The organism is Sedimentitalea xiamensis (assembly GCF_030164465.1).
In the GTDB taxonomy this organism is placed as follows: domain Bacteria; phylum Pseudomonadota; class Alphaproteobacteria; order Rhodobacterales; family Rhodobacteraceae; genus Sedimentitalea; species Sedimentitalea xiamensis.
Genome location: NZ_JASNJE010000011.1, coordinates 12,766 through 27,268, shown reverse-complemented (window position 1 = coordinate 27,268; position 14,503 = coordinate 12,766). Strand labels below are relative to the sequence as shown.

At 68.4% G+C, this 14,503-nt stretch carries 13 protein-coding genes; 1 reads left to right on the top strand and 12 read right to left on the bottom strand.

All coding sequences use genetic code 11. The features are described from left to right. Position 1 precedes the first annotated feature (1 nt). Genes QO034_RS10740 through QO034_RS10715 form a run of 6 tightly spaced genes read right to left on the bottom strand, consistent with a single transcriptional unit; the run spans position 2 to position 5,429 of the window. A complete protein-coding gene (locus tag QO034_RS10740) occupies positions 2 to 268 on the bottom strand; it encodes a DUF2484 family protein (protein WP_284485531.1) in 267 nt (88 codons plus the stop codon). 40 nt (positions 269 to 308) lie between these two features. Next, entirely contained in the window at positions 309 to 1,496 is a 1,188-nt protein-coding gene (locus tag QO034_RS10735) for an APC family permease (RefSeq protein ID WP_284485530.1), read from the bottom strand. A 6-nt stretch (positions 1,497 to 1,502) separates the two neighbouring features. Next, on the bottom strand, positions 1,503 to 2,900 hold the full coding sequence (gene murC, locus QO034_RS10730) for a UDP-N-acetylmuramate--L-alanine ligase (protein WP_284485529.1): 1,398 nt from the start codon (positions 2,898 to 2,900) through the stop codon (positions 1,503 to 1,505). 24 nt (positions 2,901 to 2,924) lie between these two features. Next, the gene (locus tag QO034_RS10725) at positions 2,925 to 4,019 is read right to left on the bottom strand and encodes a UDP-N-acetylglucosamine--N-acetylmuramyl-(pentapeptide) pyrophosphoryl-undecaprenol N-acetylglucosamine transferase (protein ID WP_284485528.1); all 1,095 of its coding nucleotides are present in this window, start codon (positions 4,017 to 4,019) and stop codon (positions 2,925 to 2,927) included. Continuing rightward, positions 4,016 to 5,182, bottom strand: coding sequence for a putative lipid II flippase FtsW (gene ftsW / locus QO034_RS10720; protein WP_284485527.1), 1,167 nt, complete (start codon positions 5,180 to 5,182; stop codon positions 4,016 to 4,018). Before ftsW ends, QO034_RS10725 begins: the two co-directional genes overlap by 4 nt. A gap of 55 nt (positions 5,183 to 5,237) precedes the next feature. Then, positions 5,238 to 5,429 carry a hypothetical protein gene (locus QO034_RS10715; RefSeq protein WP_284485526.1) on the bottom strand — a complete coding sequence of 64 codons (192 nt, stop codon included), beginning with the start codon at positions 5,427 to 5,429 and terminating at the stop codon, positions 5,238 to 5,240. On the opposite strand from QO034_RS10715, the gene QO034_RS10710 reads away from it, so the two are divergent. Then, positions 5,428 to 6,609 carry a BaiN/RdsA family NAD(P)/FAD-dependent oxidoreductase gene (locus QO034_RS10710; RefSeq protein WP_284485525.1) on the top strand — a complete coding sequence of 394 codons (1,182 nt, stop codon included), beginning with the start codon at positions 5,428 to 5,430 and terminating at the stop codon, positions 6,607 to 6,609. The genes QO034_RS10715 and QO034_RS10710 overlap by 2 nt on opposite strands. 42 nt (positions 6,610 to 6,651) lie before the next feature. Here the strand turns inward: QO034_RS10710 and murD are convergent, their stop codons facing one another. The 6 genes from murD to QO034_RS10680 all read right to left on the bottom strand — a co-directional run bounded on the left by murD (position 6,652) and on the right by QO034_RS10680 (position 14,492). Next, a complete protein-coding gene (gene murD, locus QO034_RS10705; RefSeq protein WP_284485524.1) occupies positions 6,652 to 8,076 on the bottom strand; it encodes a UDP-N-acetylmuramoyl-L-alanine--D-glutamate ligase in 1,425 nt (474 codons plus the stop codon). Then, positions 8,073 to 8,648: a DedA family protein gene (locus QO034_RS10700; RefSeq protein WP_284485523.1), complete on the bottom strand. Its 576-nt coding sequence runs from the start codon at positions 8,646 to 8,648 to the stop codon at positions 8,073 to 8,075. The genes murD and QO034_RS10700 overlap by 4 nt, the downstream gene beginning before the upstream one ends. 38 nt (positions 8,649 to 8,686) lie before the next feature. Further along, on the bottom strand, positions 8,687 to 10,366 hold the full coding sequence (locus QO034_RS10695) for a tetratricopeptide repeat protein (RefSeq protein ID WP_284485522.1): 1,680 nt from the start codon (positions 10,364 to 10,366) through the stop codon (positions 8,687 to 8,689). A 138-nt stretch (positions 10,367 to 10,504) separates the two neighbouring features. Next, positions 10,505 to 11,587, bottom strand: coding sequence for a phospho-N-acetylmuramoyl-pentapeptide-transferase (gene mraY / locus QO034_RS10690; protein WP_284485521.1), 1,083 nt, complete (start codon positions 11,585 to 11,587; stop codon positions 10,505 to 10,507). An 11-nt stretch (positions 11,588 to 11,598) separates the two neighbouring features. Beyond that, the gene (locus QO034_RS10685) at positions 11,599 to 13,023 is read right to left on the bottom strand and encodes a UDP-N-acetylmuramoyl-tripeptide--D-alanyl-D-alanine ligase (protein ID WP_284485520.1); all 1,425 of its coding nucleotides are present in this window, start codon (positions 13,021 to 13,023) and stop codon (positions 11,599 to 11,601) included. Next, the gene (locus QO034_RS10680) at positions 13,020 to 14,492 is read right to left on the bottom strand and encodes a UDP-N-acetylmuramoyl-L-alanyl-D-glutamate--2,6-diaminopimelate ligase (RefSeq protein ID WP_284485519.1); all 1,473 of its coding nucleotides are present in this window, start codon (positions 14,490 to 14,492) and stop codon (positions 13,020 to 13,022) included. The genes QO034_RS10685 and QO034_RS10680 overlap by 4 nt, the downstream gene beginning before the upstream one ends. Between the last annotated feature and the right edge of the window lie 11 nt (positions 14,493 to 14,503).

The window sequence follows — 14,503 nt, the reverse complement described above, 5'->3', positions numbered from 1 at the left end:
ATCAGTGCCGCGTCAATGTCTTGTCCCGGAACCGCCGTTTCAGCCAGCGGCCCAGGAAGATCACGGGCCAGCGCAGAACCGACATGCCCGCCAGCAGCACCGCCAGGCCGATCCACGGACCGTTTTCATAGGTGACATACCCCAGCAGGGGAATGCCGACCGCGATCAGGGCATAAGCGGTCCGCCAGTGATTGTCACGGCTTGGCAGCAGCGCCAAGAGGTTGGCCACCAGCGCCCAGAGCGCGGCGAGAACGAGGGACAGGGTCATGGCGTCTCCGTTGAAGAAGCGGCGGAAAGGACCGGCCGCATCAGGCCAACCCCGTCAGCGCGACGATCAGCGCGCCCAGCGACATCACGAATCCGGCAAGCGGCACCGCCATCGGAACCCGGAAGGGCGCGGATTTCACGCGGCGCTTTTGCAGGATCAGGGCCAGGTTCACCAGCACGAAGACCCCCAGCAGGATCGAGGAGGTCGTTTCCGCCAGGGTGGCGAAAGGCACGTAGAGCGCCCCGAGCACGACCGCCGCGCCCAGAAGAAGCGTCGCCAGGGCCGGTGTCCCGAACCTCGGATGCGCGTGGTGAAACACCGCCAGCGCGCCGTTGCGTTTTCCCAGACCGAACAGCACCCGGCTGGCCATGACGATCTGCGCCAGCACCCCGTTCAGCGCGGCGAAGACCGCGATGGCCGACAGGAAGGCCCCGTCGCCGCCCCGCGCCGTGCTCCAGACCAGGGCCAGCGGGCTTTCGCTGACCGACAGGGCGGACAGCGGCACGGCCCGCACCGCCGCCAGCGCCACCAATGCATAGACGACAGTGGTCAGAAGCAGCGAGACCAGGATGGCGAGCGGCAGGGTCCGCGACGGGCGATCCACTTCCTCGGCCATGTTCACGATGTCCTCGAACCCGATGAAGGCGAAAAAGGCCAGGACCGCGCCAAGTCCGACGCCGCCCCAGGCGATATCCGCGGGCAGCGTCCAGTCCGCCGAGGGCGCGGCCCCGAGACCGGCCCAGATCACCAGAAAGAGGCCGGACAGTTCGATCAGGGTGAAGACCGCGACCAGCGCCAGGCTTTCCAGAACGCCGACAACCGCCACCGCGGTCAGCGCCGCGCCGAGCAGCAGGATCGCAAGCGTCGCATCGATATCGATCGCATGGGTCAGATAACCGACCCCGCCGCGCAGCACCGCCCCTGCCGACAGGGTGCCGGCGGCGACGATGGCGAGACCGACGAGAAGCGCCAGCGCCTGGCTGTTCAGGCCCTGCCCGACAAAGGCCGCCTCGCCCGCCGCCTCCGGCAGGCGGGTCGAGAATTCCGCGTAGCTGAGCGCGGTCGGCGCGGCGATCAGCCCTGCCAGCAGGAAGGACAGCGGCGCGTGAATGCCCGCGTCGCCGACCACGGCCCCGACCAGAACGTAAATTCCGGCCCCGACCATGACGCCGACCCCGTAGGCGGTCAGCAGACCCGGACCGATGCGACGCTTGAGCTGGTCCGCCATGTCGCTTCAGCCTTTCAGCCGCTCCGGCAGGGCGTTGGCCCAGGCGCTGATTGTGCCGGCCCCGAGACAGACCACCATGTCGCCGGGCTTGGCCTGTTCCCGCACGAGCCGTTCCAGATCGTCCTCGGACACGATGGCGCGGGCGTGGCGGTGGCCGTGCCGGATCAGCCCCGCGACCAGATCGTCGCGGGTCGCGCCTTCGATCGGGTCCTCGCCGGCGGCGAAGACTTCGGCGATGGCGACCACGTCGGCATCGTTGAAACAGGCGCAGAAATCGTCGAACAGGCTGTGCAGACGGGTATAGCGGTGCGGCTGGTGCACCGCGATCACCCGGCCGTCCGTGGCCTGCCGCGCCGCCTTGAGCACCGCGGCGATTTCGACCGGGTGGTGGCCGTAATCGTCGATGATGGTGACGCCATCCACCTCGCCGACCTTGGTGAAGCGCCGGTTGACGCCGCCGAAGTTGGCCAGTGCCGCGCGGATCTCTTCGATCTTCATGCCCAGGTGGCGCGCCACCGCAACGGCGGCCAGGGCGTTCGACACGTTGTGATCGCCGGGCATCGGCAGGGTGCAGCCCGAAATCACCTTGTCCTCGGCCTGGAGCAGGATATCGAAATGGGCGATCCCCGCCTTGTAGGTCAGGTTCACGGCCCGCACATCGGCCTGGGCGTTGAAACCGTAGGTGACGACGCGCCGGTCGCTGATCCGTCCGACCAGCGCCTGAACCTCGGGATGATCGGTGCAGCAGACCGCCAGCCCGTAGAACGGGATATTGCTGACGAAATCGTAGAACCCGTCGCGCAGCCGGTCGAAATCGCCCCAGTGCTCCATGTGCTCCGGGTCGATATTGGTGACGATGGCAATGGTCGCGGGCAGACGGTTGAAAGTGCCGTCGGATTCATCGGCTTCGACCACCATCCATTCGCCCTGACCCATCCGGGCGTTCGATCCATAGGCATGGATGATACCGCCATTGACCACGGTCGGGTCGAAATGCCCGGCCACCATCAATTCCGCCATCATCGTGGTTGTAGTGGTCTTTCCATGGGTGCCCGCCACGGCGATGTTGGATTTCAGCCGCATCAGTTCGGCCAGCATTTCCGCCCGGCGCACGACCGGCAGCCCCCGCCGGCGTGCCTCGTCCAGTTCCGGGTTGCCACGCTTGATCGCCGAGGAAATCACCACCACCTCGGCCTCGCCCAGGTTTCCGGCCTCCTGTCCGACGAAGATCCGCGCGCCCATATTCGCGAGCCGGTCGGTGATCCTGGACGCCTTGAGATCGGACCCCTGGATCGTGTAGCCATGGTTCATCAGCACCTCGGCGATGCCGGACATGCCGATCCCCCCGATGCCGACGAAATGGATCGGCCCCACGTCGAGGGGCAGTTTGGTTGCGGCGTTCATTGCAGGGCTTCCATCCTTCATGGCTCAGTCCGTCCTTTCGGCGAGTTCAGTGACCAGAGCGACCAGACGCGCGGTGGCGTCCGGCATCCCCGCGGAAAGCGCGGCCTGGCTCATGTGCAGGGCCGCTTCCGGATTGCTCAGGACGGCGGCCATCTGCGCCGCGAGCGCGGTGACGTCAAGGGCTTTTTCCGGTATCATGATCGCGGCGCCCGCCTCGACCAGTCCGCGCGCATTGGCGGTCTGGTGATCGCCGGCGGCAGCGGCAAAGGGAATGAGGATCGACGGCCGCCCGATGACGGTGAGATCGGCGATGGACGAGGCCCCGGCGCGGCTGATCACGAGCTGGGCTTCGGACATGCGGCGCGGAACGTCCTGAAAGAACGGTTGCACCTCCGCGCCGATGCCCTGCGCCGCATAGGCGGCGGTGACGCGCTCGATATCCTCGGGGCGTGCCTGGTGGCTGACCCTGAGATGCCGGCGGATCGGGTCCGGCAAGGCGGCGATCGCATCCGGCACCACGTCCGACAGGATGCGCGCCCCCTGGCTGCCGCCCATCACCAGCAGCGACATCGGGTAGTCCCCCGGCGGGATATAGGACGCGCCCGCCCGGTCCAGCACCGCGCCGCGCACCGGGTTGCCCACATGAATGCCGTTCGCGCCTTCCGGCAGGTCGGTCGGCCAGACGCCGCAGGCAACGCAGACGACGCGGGTGGCGAAGATCTGGTTGACCCGGCCCAGCACGCCGTTCTGCTCGTGGATCATCCGCGGCAGTTTCAGCAGCACCGCCGCGCCCAGCGCCGGGATCGACGGGTAGCCGCCGAAGCCCACGACCACATCGGGACGGTCGCGCCGCATCTGCCGCGCCATGCTGAGCACCCCGGCCGCGATCCGTGGCGCGACCATCGCCTTCGCCACCAGCCCGCCGCGGGCAAAGGTGGCGCTTGAGACCTCGGCGATCTCGGTCGAATGGGGAAACCCCTTGGTGTAACGCGCGCCGCGCGCATCGGTGGACAGGCGCACGCGCCACCCCGCCCGCAACATCCGTTCGGCCAGGGCCTGGGCCGGGAACATGTGCCCCCCGGTGCCGCCCGCGGCCATCAGCAGCAGCGGCTGGCTCATCGGCCGCGTCCCCGCAGCAGGTCGCCGAATTCTCCCTGCGGGCGGCTCCGCGTCATCGCCAGCAGCATACCCACCGCGATGCCCCCCGCGATCAGCGAGGACCCGCCGTAGCTGACGAAGGGCAGCGTCATGCCCTTGGCCGGCAGCAGCCGCACCGCGACGCCCATGTTGATCATCGCCTGCACCCCGAAGATGCAGGCCAGCCCGGTGCCCGCCAGCCGGATGAACGGATCGCGTTCGCGCATCAGCCGGAACAGGGACCGCACCACGATAAGCGCATAGAGCGAGATCAGGATCAGCACCAGCACCAGCCCGTATTCCTCGGCCGCCACCGCGACGATGAAATCCGTATGCGCATCCGGCAGCGACCATTTGACCTGGCCTTCGCCGACACCGACGCCGAACAGCCCGCCTTCGCGGATGGCGTTGGTGGCATAGCCAAGCTGCGTCGTCGGGTCCACATCCGGCGACAGGAACCCGTCGATCCGGCGCGCGAAATGCTCGGACCCCGAATAGGCCAGGGTTCCGCCCAGAACCACCAGCCCCGCCATGGCCACCAGCAGCAGCATCGGCGCGCCGGCGACGAAATACATCACCCCCCAGCCGAACAGGATCAGGCTGGCCTGCCCGAAATCCGGCTGCAAAACAAGCATCGCCACGATCGACGTGCAAAGCGCGAAGGACCACAGGGTGCCCGGCGGCCCGTTGATCTGCTGGCTTGCCGCCATCAGCCAGGCCGCCACGACGATGAACCCCGGCTTCAGGAACTCCGACGGCTGGACCGAGGCGAAACCGAGCGAATACCAGCGCACCGCCCCCTTGCCGAAATCGGTGCCGAAGAGCGGCAGGAAGGCCATCGCGACGAAAGCCCCCAGGAACCCGATCACCGCCAGCCGCCGCACCAGGGTCGGTGACATCATCGACGTCAGCAGCATGGCGACCAGCGCCAGGCCTCCGAAGAACGCCTGCCGCGACACGTAGTGAAACGGTTCGAGCCCGTTGCGCGCGGCCAGGGGCGGCGACGCCGCGAGCCCCAGCAGCAGCCCGATGACGAACAGGATCAGCACACAGGACATGGACCACTTGTCCAAAGTCCGCCACCATTTGGGAAGAATAGGCTCACCGCCCCGTTCCGGGACAGCGCCATACACCATTTCAGTCATGGTCAACCGCCGTTTTTGCCTCTGATCGCCCCTTTGCGGGGTCTGTGGCCGGAGGCTACAGCAAAATCGCCCGCCAGACCAGCGTCTTCCTGCGGCGCGGCGCCGGAATGCCCGCTGGCCCCGCGCCCGGCGGCGGCCGGACCGGGTGCCCGCCGCGCCCCTGACCCGCCGGTTTCGCATCCGGCCCGCCGCCCGGCTCTTCCTGGCGCTTTGCATTGCCCGCCGAGCCGGCGTAAAGCCCGCGCATGAACTATGAAACCGTCATCCTCGGCGCCGGCGCCGCCGGACTGATGTGCGCCGCCCATGCCGGGCCCGGCGTGCTGGTGGTGGACCATGCCCGCGCGCCCGGCGAAAAGATCCGCATCTCGGGCGGCGGCCGCTGCAATTTCACCAACCTGCACACGGGACCGGACAATTTCCTGTCGGCCAACCCGCATTTCGCCAAGTCGGCTCTGACGCGCTACACACAATGGGATTTCATCGACCTGGTGAACCGCCACGGGATCGCCTGGCACGAAAAGACGCTGGGGCAGCTTTTCTGCGACGGTTCGGCGAAACAGATCGTGGCCATGCTCGTCGCCGAACTCGACCGCGCGGGCGGCACGCTCTGGCTTCAGACCAGCCTGCGCGACCTGGCCGCGCGCGAGAGCGGCTTTGATCTGACGCTCGAAAGGGAAGGCGTCCGCCATGCGGTCCACTGCCGCAACCTGGTGCTCGCGACCGGCGGCAAGTCGATCCCGAAAATGGGCGCGACGGGCCTTGCCTACGACATCGCCACGCGATTCGGCCTGCGCGTCACCGAAACCCGCCCCGCGCTCGTCCCGCTCACCTTCCCCGAAGGCCGTTTCGCTGGTCTCGCCGGAGTCTCCTGCCCCGCGCGCCTGTCCAACGACCGCGCCAGCTTCGACGAGGCGCTGCTGTTCACCCATCGCGGTCTCTCCGGCCCCGCGATCCTGCAACTCTCCTCATACTGGCGGGAAGGCGAAGAAATCGCGGTCAACCTCTTCCCCGATCTCGACCTGCCGACCCACCTGCGCGAACAGCGCCGGCGGGAGGGCCGTCGCCGGATCGCCACCATACTCGCCCGCTACCTGCCCGCAAGGCTGGTGCAGCATCTCGGCACGACCCTCCCCCTCGCCGAACGACTCGCCGATCAGTCCGACGCCAGGCTGGCCCAACTCGCCGCGGCACTCACCGACTGGCGCCTCACCCCCTCGGGCAGCGAAGGCTACCGCACCGCCGAAGTCACGCTGGGGGGCATCGACACCGCCGCGCTGTCCTCAAGAACCCTGCAGGCCCACGCCGTCCCCGGCCTCTACGCCATCGGCGAAGCGGTGGATGTGACCGGCTGGCTCGGCGGCTACAATTTCCAATGGGCCTGGGCCTCCGGCCATGCCGCCGGCACCGCCATCGCCGCCACGCCCTGACCGCTCTTCATCTTTGCGACAATACTCCGGGGGCGACGCGCGTCAGCGCGGCGGGGGCAGAGCCCCCTGCCCGGCCAGCCCCTTGCGCACCTCGGCGGCGAAATCGTCGCCGCGCTGTTCGAAATTGTCATACTGGTCGAAACTCGCGGCCGCCGGCGCGAGCAGAACCGTATCGCCGGGTTCCGCGTCGCGCATCGCCTGCGCCACCGCCTCGGCCATGGTGCCGCAGACCACCCTGTCCGCATCCACCTGCAAGGCGAAGCCCGCCGCCTCGCGGCCGATCACATAGGCCCGGACCACGCGATCCGTGGCGCCTGCAAGCCCGGACAGGCCGCCTTCCTTCTGCAACCCGCCGCAGATCCAGCGAATCCGCGCAAAGGCGCTCAGCGCCTTGACGGCGCTGTCCACATTGGTCGCCTTGCTGTCGTTCACATAGGTCACGCCGCCGGCCTGCGCCACGATCTGGCTGCGGTGCGGCAGGCCCGGATAACTGTGCAGGGCGGTTTCGATGGCGCGCGGCGCCAGCCCGAGCGCGCGGCACACGGCGAAGGCGGCGCAGGCATTCTGGTGATTATGCGCCCCCGGCAGGCCGGCAATGGCGCGCAGGTCGATCGAGACGACCTGCCGGCCCCTGCGGTATTCGGCGAGAAACCCCTTGCGGGCGAACACCCGCCACCCCGGCCCGCCCGGTTTCCGCGTCACCGAGACGCGGATCACCCGGTCGTCGGCGGGACCTTCGGACAGTTGCCCGGCGAGATAGCCGCCCTCCGGCTCGTCGATGCCGATGACGGCGCGATCCGGGCCGCCCTCGGCGAACAGGCGCCGTTTCGCTGCGAAATAGCCGCCGATGCCGCCATGCCGGTCCAGGTGATCCGGAGACAGGTTGGTGAAGACGGCGATATCGGGCGTCAGCGCGCGGGCGAGTTCGGTCTGGTAGCTGCTGAGTTCCAGAACCACGACCTCGCCGTCCACGGCCGGGTCGATGTCCAGAACCCCGCGTCCGATGTTGCCGGCAAGCTGCGCCGGCCGCCCCGCCGCCGTCAGGATGTGATGGATCAGCGCCGAGGTGGTGGATTTGCCATTGGACCCGGTCACCGCCACCACGCGGGGCGCGGTGTCGAACCCGTCCCAGTCCGGCGTCGCGAAAGACCGGAAGAACAGGCCGATGTCGTTGTCCACCGGCACGCCCGCAGCCAGCGCGGCGGCGACCACCGGGTTCGGCGCCGGGTAGAGATGCGGAATGCCCGGGCTGACGATCAGCGCGGCGACATCCTCGAAGGCCCCCGCCTTCGACAGATCCCGGCAGGCCAGCCCCTCGGCCCCGGCCCGTTCCCGCGCCGCCGGGTTGTCGTCCCAGCAGACCGGCACCGCGCCACCCGCCTGCAACGCCTGCGCCGCGCTCAGCCCCGACCGCCCGAGCCCCAGAACCGCCACATGCTGCCCGGCCATTCCCTGAACTGGGATCATTGCCGCCGCCCCCCGTGTTTCCTTTTCCTGTGGTGCCACAGAGCGATCAATCCGGCCGCCGTCAAGAAGATTGCGACCGCCAGCCCGAGATGCAGGTGCAGGTCCAGATGCCCGAAGACCGAACGGATCGCCTGCCCCGCGCCAAAACCCAGCGCACAGAAGACCAGCGCCCAGAGCGTGCAGGCCAGAAGATCGAGCACCGCGAACCGCGGCCAGTTCAGAGGCGACGCGCCCAGCATCAGCGCGCCCAGCGTCGTCATGCCCCAGACAAAGCGGAACCCCAGGATCACCGCCACCGGATGCCGGTCCAGCCGCGCCCGCAACAATCTGACCGGCCCGCGCGCCAACTGCCTCTGCACGAACGCCCGCTGCCCCGCGTAGCGCCCCATCAGGAACACCCCGTTGTCCACCAGCACCGCCCCCAGCACCACGGCCCCCACCACCGCGGCAAAGGACAGCAACCCGCGATGCGCCAGCACGCCGCCCAGGAACGCCACCGTGTCGCCTTCAAGGACGGTGCCGGCAACGATGCCCCGCAGCCCATAGCCCTGAACCAGCGTTTCAAGCGACATGGCAGCGGCGGATCCTGGAAATACGGATCGGCACGGGGTCAGTCCGCCTCGCCGGGCGCCGGCCCGGCGGCTTTCTCATCCAGGAGGAATTCAAGATTTCCGCGCGCTGTTATGGTTTTCGGATGATCCGCTCCCAGGGATGTTTCGAGAATCATGACCGCCTCGCGGAAGAGCCCCTCGGCCTCGGCATGCCGCCCCTGCGCCCGAATTACACCCGCGAGGTTGTTGAGGCCGGTAGCATAGTCGGGATGGCTTTCCCCGATCGTCGCACTGTCGATCTCCAGCGCCTCGCGGAAGAGCCCCTCCGCCTCCACATACCGCCCCTGCACCCGAACCACCCCCGCAAGGTTAACGAGTTGGGTGGCATAGTCGGGATGCGCCTCGCCGATCGTCGCCTTGCCGATCTTCAGCGCCTCGCGATAAAGCAACTCGGCCTCGTCATACCGCCCCTGCGCCCGAATAACCACTGCGAGGTTGTTTAGCTGGGCGGCATAGTGAGGATGCGCCTCGCCGATCGTCGCCTTGCCGATCTCCAGCGCCTCGCGATAAAGCCCCTCGGCCTCCTCATACCGCCCCTGCGCCCGAACCACCCCCGCAAGATTATTGAGATGGATGGCATACTCGGGATGCCCCTCCCCGATCGTCGTCTTGTCGATCTTCAGCGCCTCGCGATAATGCAACTCGGCCTCCTCATACCGCCCCTGCGCCTCAACCGCCATCGCGAGGTTGTTGAGGCGGGTGGCATGATCGGGATGCCCGGCGCCGATCGTCGACTTGTCAATATCGAGCGCTTCGTTCAAGAGCTTTTCCGCGCGCTCGTATTCTCCACCCGCGCGCAGACTTGTGGCGAGGTTGCTCAAGGCCGTGGCGGTTCTGGGGTCGGCATCGCCCATATTCTTTATTGCGAACGCAACGAGGTCTTCGTCATTTCGAATTGCGTCGCGGTATCGGCCGTCGCGCCAAAGAAAAGTTCCGGCTTTGCGCAGATTGTCATAGCTCGGTTCGAGCCGGGCCGCCCGCGCATAGTGGTCGGCGGCCTCGGCCCAACGAACCTCTCCCTCGGCAATCTGCCCGCGTGCATAGGCGGCCTCCGCCGCACGGCGGATCGCCAGTTCCTCCTTTTCCTCGACCTCCGCAAACAGCGCGTCCGCCTTGCCGGTGTCGCCGGCGGCCAGCGCCGCCCGCGCGGCCTGCAATTTCGCCTCGGGAACGTCGCCCCGCAACTCCGCCAGCCGGGCCTCCAGCTCGACGATCCGGGCCGTGGCCTCTTCATAGGCGGCGGGTAGGTCTGCGAGACGGCGGGTGACTTCGGCAAGTTCCTGTTCCAGCCGCGCGCGGTCCTCGGCATGGGCCTGGTCCAGTTCGGCGGTGATCTGTTGTTTAAGGTAAAGCTGCCGTTCCTCGAACTGCGCCAGCGTCATGGTGATCACCGGTTCGGGCGGCGCCGCTTCGGCGACTTTCTCCGGGTCGGCCATCACGACTTGGCCGTTATCGCCCAGATTGATCTGGGTGCCGGATCCGGTCTGGACCGGGCTGTTGTTCCCGGTCCGGATCGCCGGCGCCGGGTCCGGTTTCGAACCGCCGGGATCGAAGCCGAACCAGCCTGCGATGGCCGCCACGACGACAAGCGCCGCCGGAACCACGACTTTCAACAGGCCGACAATCGCGGTCGCCCCGTCGCGGTTATCCGGGTCTCTCCACCAATTGAAACGTCGCAAGGCCATGTCCTCTTGCAATCGCCGCAATCATAGCATGGCGGCGATCAGGCAAAAAGTCATGCTGCACCGCGGCGGCACGCGCCCGGTGCAGGCGTGTCACCCCCCGGATATCACGATTTCACGCAGTGCAGCGGCGCGTTACCGGACCTTGAGCGTTGCCAGTCCGATCATCGCCAGGATCAGCGAGATGATCCAGAAGCGGATCACGATGGTGGGTTCGGCCCAGCCCTTCTTTTCGTAATGGTGATGGATCGGGGCCATCAGGAAGACGCGTTTGCCGGTCTTCTTGAAATAGAGCACCTGGATGATCACACTCAGCGCCTCGACCACGAAAAGCCCGCCGACGATCGCCAGCACCAGTTCGTGTTTCGTCACGATGGCGATAGCGCCAAGCGCGCCGCCAAGCGCCAGGCTGCCGGTATCGCCCATGAACACCGCCGCGGGAGGCGCGTTATACCACAGGAATCCCAGGCCGCCGCCGAACAGCGCCGCCGAGAAGATCAGGATCTCGCCGGTGCCCGGCACGTAATGCACGTCGAGATATTCGGTGAAGTCGACGCGGCCCACCGCATAGGCGATGACGCCGAGGGTCGAACCCGCGATCATCACCGGCATGATCGCCAGCCCGTCCAGCCCGTCGGTCAGGTTCACCGCATTGGCCGCCCCGACGATGACGCAGATCGAGAACGGGATGTAGAAATAGCCGAGGTTGATCAGCGTGTCCTTGAACACCGGCAGGGCCAGCTGCCCCTGAAGCTCTTGCGGATGGTATTGCGCCGCCCACCAGGCCGCGATGGCGGCGATCAGGATGCCGAGCGCCAGCCGCAGCCTGCCCGGAACGCCGGAGGTGTTCTGCTTGGACACCTTGGCGTAATCGTCGGCGAACCCGATCACCGCGTAGCTGAGGGTGACAAAGAGCACCAGCCAGACGAACGGGTTGTCCAGACGCGCCCACAAGAGCGTCGCCGTCACCAGCGCCCCGACGATCAGCAGACCGCCCATGGTCGGGGTGCCGGCCTTGACGAAATGGCCCTCCGGGCCGTCGTCGCGGATCGGCTGGCCCTTGCCCTGCCGCCTGCGCAGCACCGCGATCAGCGGGCGCCCGAAGAGAAAGCCGAAGACGAGCGCGGTGAGAAACGCGCCGCCCGCCCGGAAGGTGATGTAGCGAAAGAGGTTGAAGAAGTCCCCGCCGTCCGACAATGCAGTCAACCAATAGAGCATTTCAGCGGGTCCTACTCATCATCTTGTGCCAAATTCGCCGCTTCGCCATGACCCATTTTGCGGATCGCGTCAACGACCAGGCCGAGATCCATGCTGAGCGATCCCTTGGCCAGAACCGCGTCCCCGCCGTGCAGGCGGTGGCGCAGCGCCGCGGCGCAATCGGCGCTGGTCGCATGAACGCCGGCGCGTTTTTCCGGTGGCAGCGCGTCATGCAGCGCCCGCATCAGCGGGCCGATGCAATGGACCCGATCGATCCGCGCCATCGCGGGCAGGTCCGCGAGGCCTGCGTGCAGCGCTTCGGCGTCCGGTCCCAACTCCTTCATGTCGCCCAGAATGGCGATGCGCCGCCCCCTGTCGGTCTCGGTCGCGGCCAGCACCTCCAGCGCCGCCGCCATCGAGGTCGGGTTGGCGTTGTAGGCGTCGTCCAGCAGGATCAGCGCCTGGTCCGGGTCGCCGGGGTCCAGCGGGACGCGTTCGCGCACCCCGCGCCCCTTGTAGGGCGACCAGCGGCCAAGGCTGAGCACCGCCAGCGTCGGGTCCGCGCCAAGCGCAGCGCAGGCCGCCAGCGCCCCGAGTCCGTTCATCGCGAAATGCCGCCCCGCGGTGGCGATCTTGAAGATCACCGGCGCGCCCAGGATCTCGGCCCGCGCGACGGTGGTGTCGCCCTGCACGGCCACGTCGATCAGCCGGTAATCCTGCGCCTTGCGCCCGAAGGACAGGCAGGTGGCGCCGACAGCGGCGGCCTTGTCACGTAGGATCGCCGCCTCGCCGATATCGGCATTGAGGATCGCGGTCCCGCCCGGCTCCAGCCCGTCGAGGATCGACGCCTTTTCCACGGCGATGGCCTCGATGCCGTCGAAGGCCTCAAGGTGGGCGGCGGCCACCGTGGTGATCAGGGCGGCATGCGGCCGGGCCTGCCGGGCCAGCGGCGCGATCTCTCCCGGATGGTTCATCCCGATCTCGATCACTGCATATTCGGTGTCGCGCGGCATCCGCGCCAGGGTCAGCGGCACGCCCCAGTGGTTGTTGTAGCTTGCCACGCTGGCATGGGTCCGGCCCTGGTCGCCCAGCATGCGGGCCAGCATCTCCTTGGTCGAAGTCTTGCCGACGCTGCCGGTGACGGCGACGATGCGGGCATCGGTGCGGGCGCGGGCGGCCCGGCCCAGGTCTTCCAGCGCCGCCTGCACATCCGGGACGACCAGCAGCGCCGCGCCGGCGACCACGCCATCGGGCACATGGCTGACGAGCGCCGCCGCGGCCCCCGCCGCCAGCGCCTGCGCGACGAAATCATGCCCGTCGCGGGCGGCCTTCAGGGCGACGAAAAGATCGCCGGGAGCCAGCGTCCGCGTGTCGATGGACACGCCGCTGGCGCTCCAGTCGCCCTGCGCCTGCCCGCCGGTCGCGGCCGCCGCACCCGTTGCCGTCCAAAGCGTCATGCGATGCCTCCGTCCAGCGCGGCGACCGCGACGCTCGCCTGTTCCGCGTCGTCGAACGGCAGCACATCGTCGCCGACGGTCTGGCCGGTCTCGTGGCCCTTGCCGGCGATCAGCAGCGCGTCGCCGGGGCCGAGCCCGTCGACCCCGCGCAGAATCGCTTCGGCGCGGTCGCCGATCTCGGTGGCCTCGGGCGCGCCCGCCATCACCGCGGCGCGGATCAGGACCGGGTCCTCGCTGCGCGGGTTGTCGTCGGTGACGATCACCAGGTCGGCATGCTCCGCCGCCGCCTGCCCCATCAGCGGGCGCTTGGTCACGTCCCGGTCGCCGCCGGCGCCGACGATGGCGACGAGGCGGCCCATCACATGCGGGCGCAGCGCCGACAGCGCCTTGGCCACGGCGTCGGGCGTATGGGCATAATCCACGAACACCGCCGCCCCGTTGGCGCGGGTCGCGGCCAGTTGCATCCGTCCCCGCACCGTGGTCAGGCGCGGCAGTGTGTCGAACACGTCGCCCGGCGCATCGCCGCAGGCAATAGCGAGCCCGCAGGCCAGCAGCACGTTTTCCGCCTGGAATCCGCCGATCAGGTTGAGCCGGGTCTGGTAAACCCGGTCCGCGTAGCTGAACCGCAGATCCTGCCCGGTGGCGTCGAACCGCTGCGCCAGGAGGTTCAGGTCGCCGACGCCATGCCCGGTGGTGAGGATCCGTTGCCCCCGCGCCGCCGCGATGGCGCGCATCTCCGGGCCGCGCCCGTCGTCCAGGTTGATCACCGCAGCGCCTTCGGGCGGCAGGACGCGCCGGAACAGCCCCGCCTTGGCGGCGAAATAGGCATCAAAGGAGTCGTGGTAATCCAGGTGGTCCTGGGTGAAATTCGTGAACCCCGCCGCCGTCAGATACACCCCGTCGAGCCGCCGCTGTTCCAGCCCGTGGCTGGACGCTTCCATCGCCGCATGGGTGATGCCGGCCCTGACCGCCGCCGCGAGCGTGCGGTGCAGGGTGATCGGCTCGGGCGTGGTGTGGGCCAGCGGCGCGGCCCAGGCGCCTTCGACGCCGGTCGTGCCCAGATTGATCGCCGCGTGGCCGAGCTCCGTCCAGATCTGGCGCAGGAAGGTGGCGACCGAGGTCTTTCCGTTGGTGCCGGTCACCGCCGTCATGATCTCCGGCTGGGCGCCGAACCAGAGCGCCGCGGTAAAGGCCAGCGTCTGGCGCGGGTCCTCGGTCACGACCACCGCCGCGTCGGAGGCGGCCAGTTCGGTTTCCGCCAGAGCCGCGCCGGCGGAATCCGTCAGGATGGCGGCGGCCCCCATGCGCAGGGCGTATTTGATGAATTCGCCGCCATGAACGCGGGTGCCGGGCAGGGCCGCGAAGAGAAACCCCTCGCGCACATCCCGGCTGTCCACCGCAAGCCCGGAAACCACCGGGTCCAGCCCGCCCCGCGCGGTCAGCGCCAGCTGACTGAGAGACTTGGCCACCGGCGACTCAT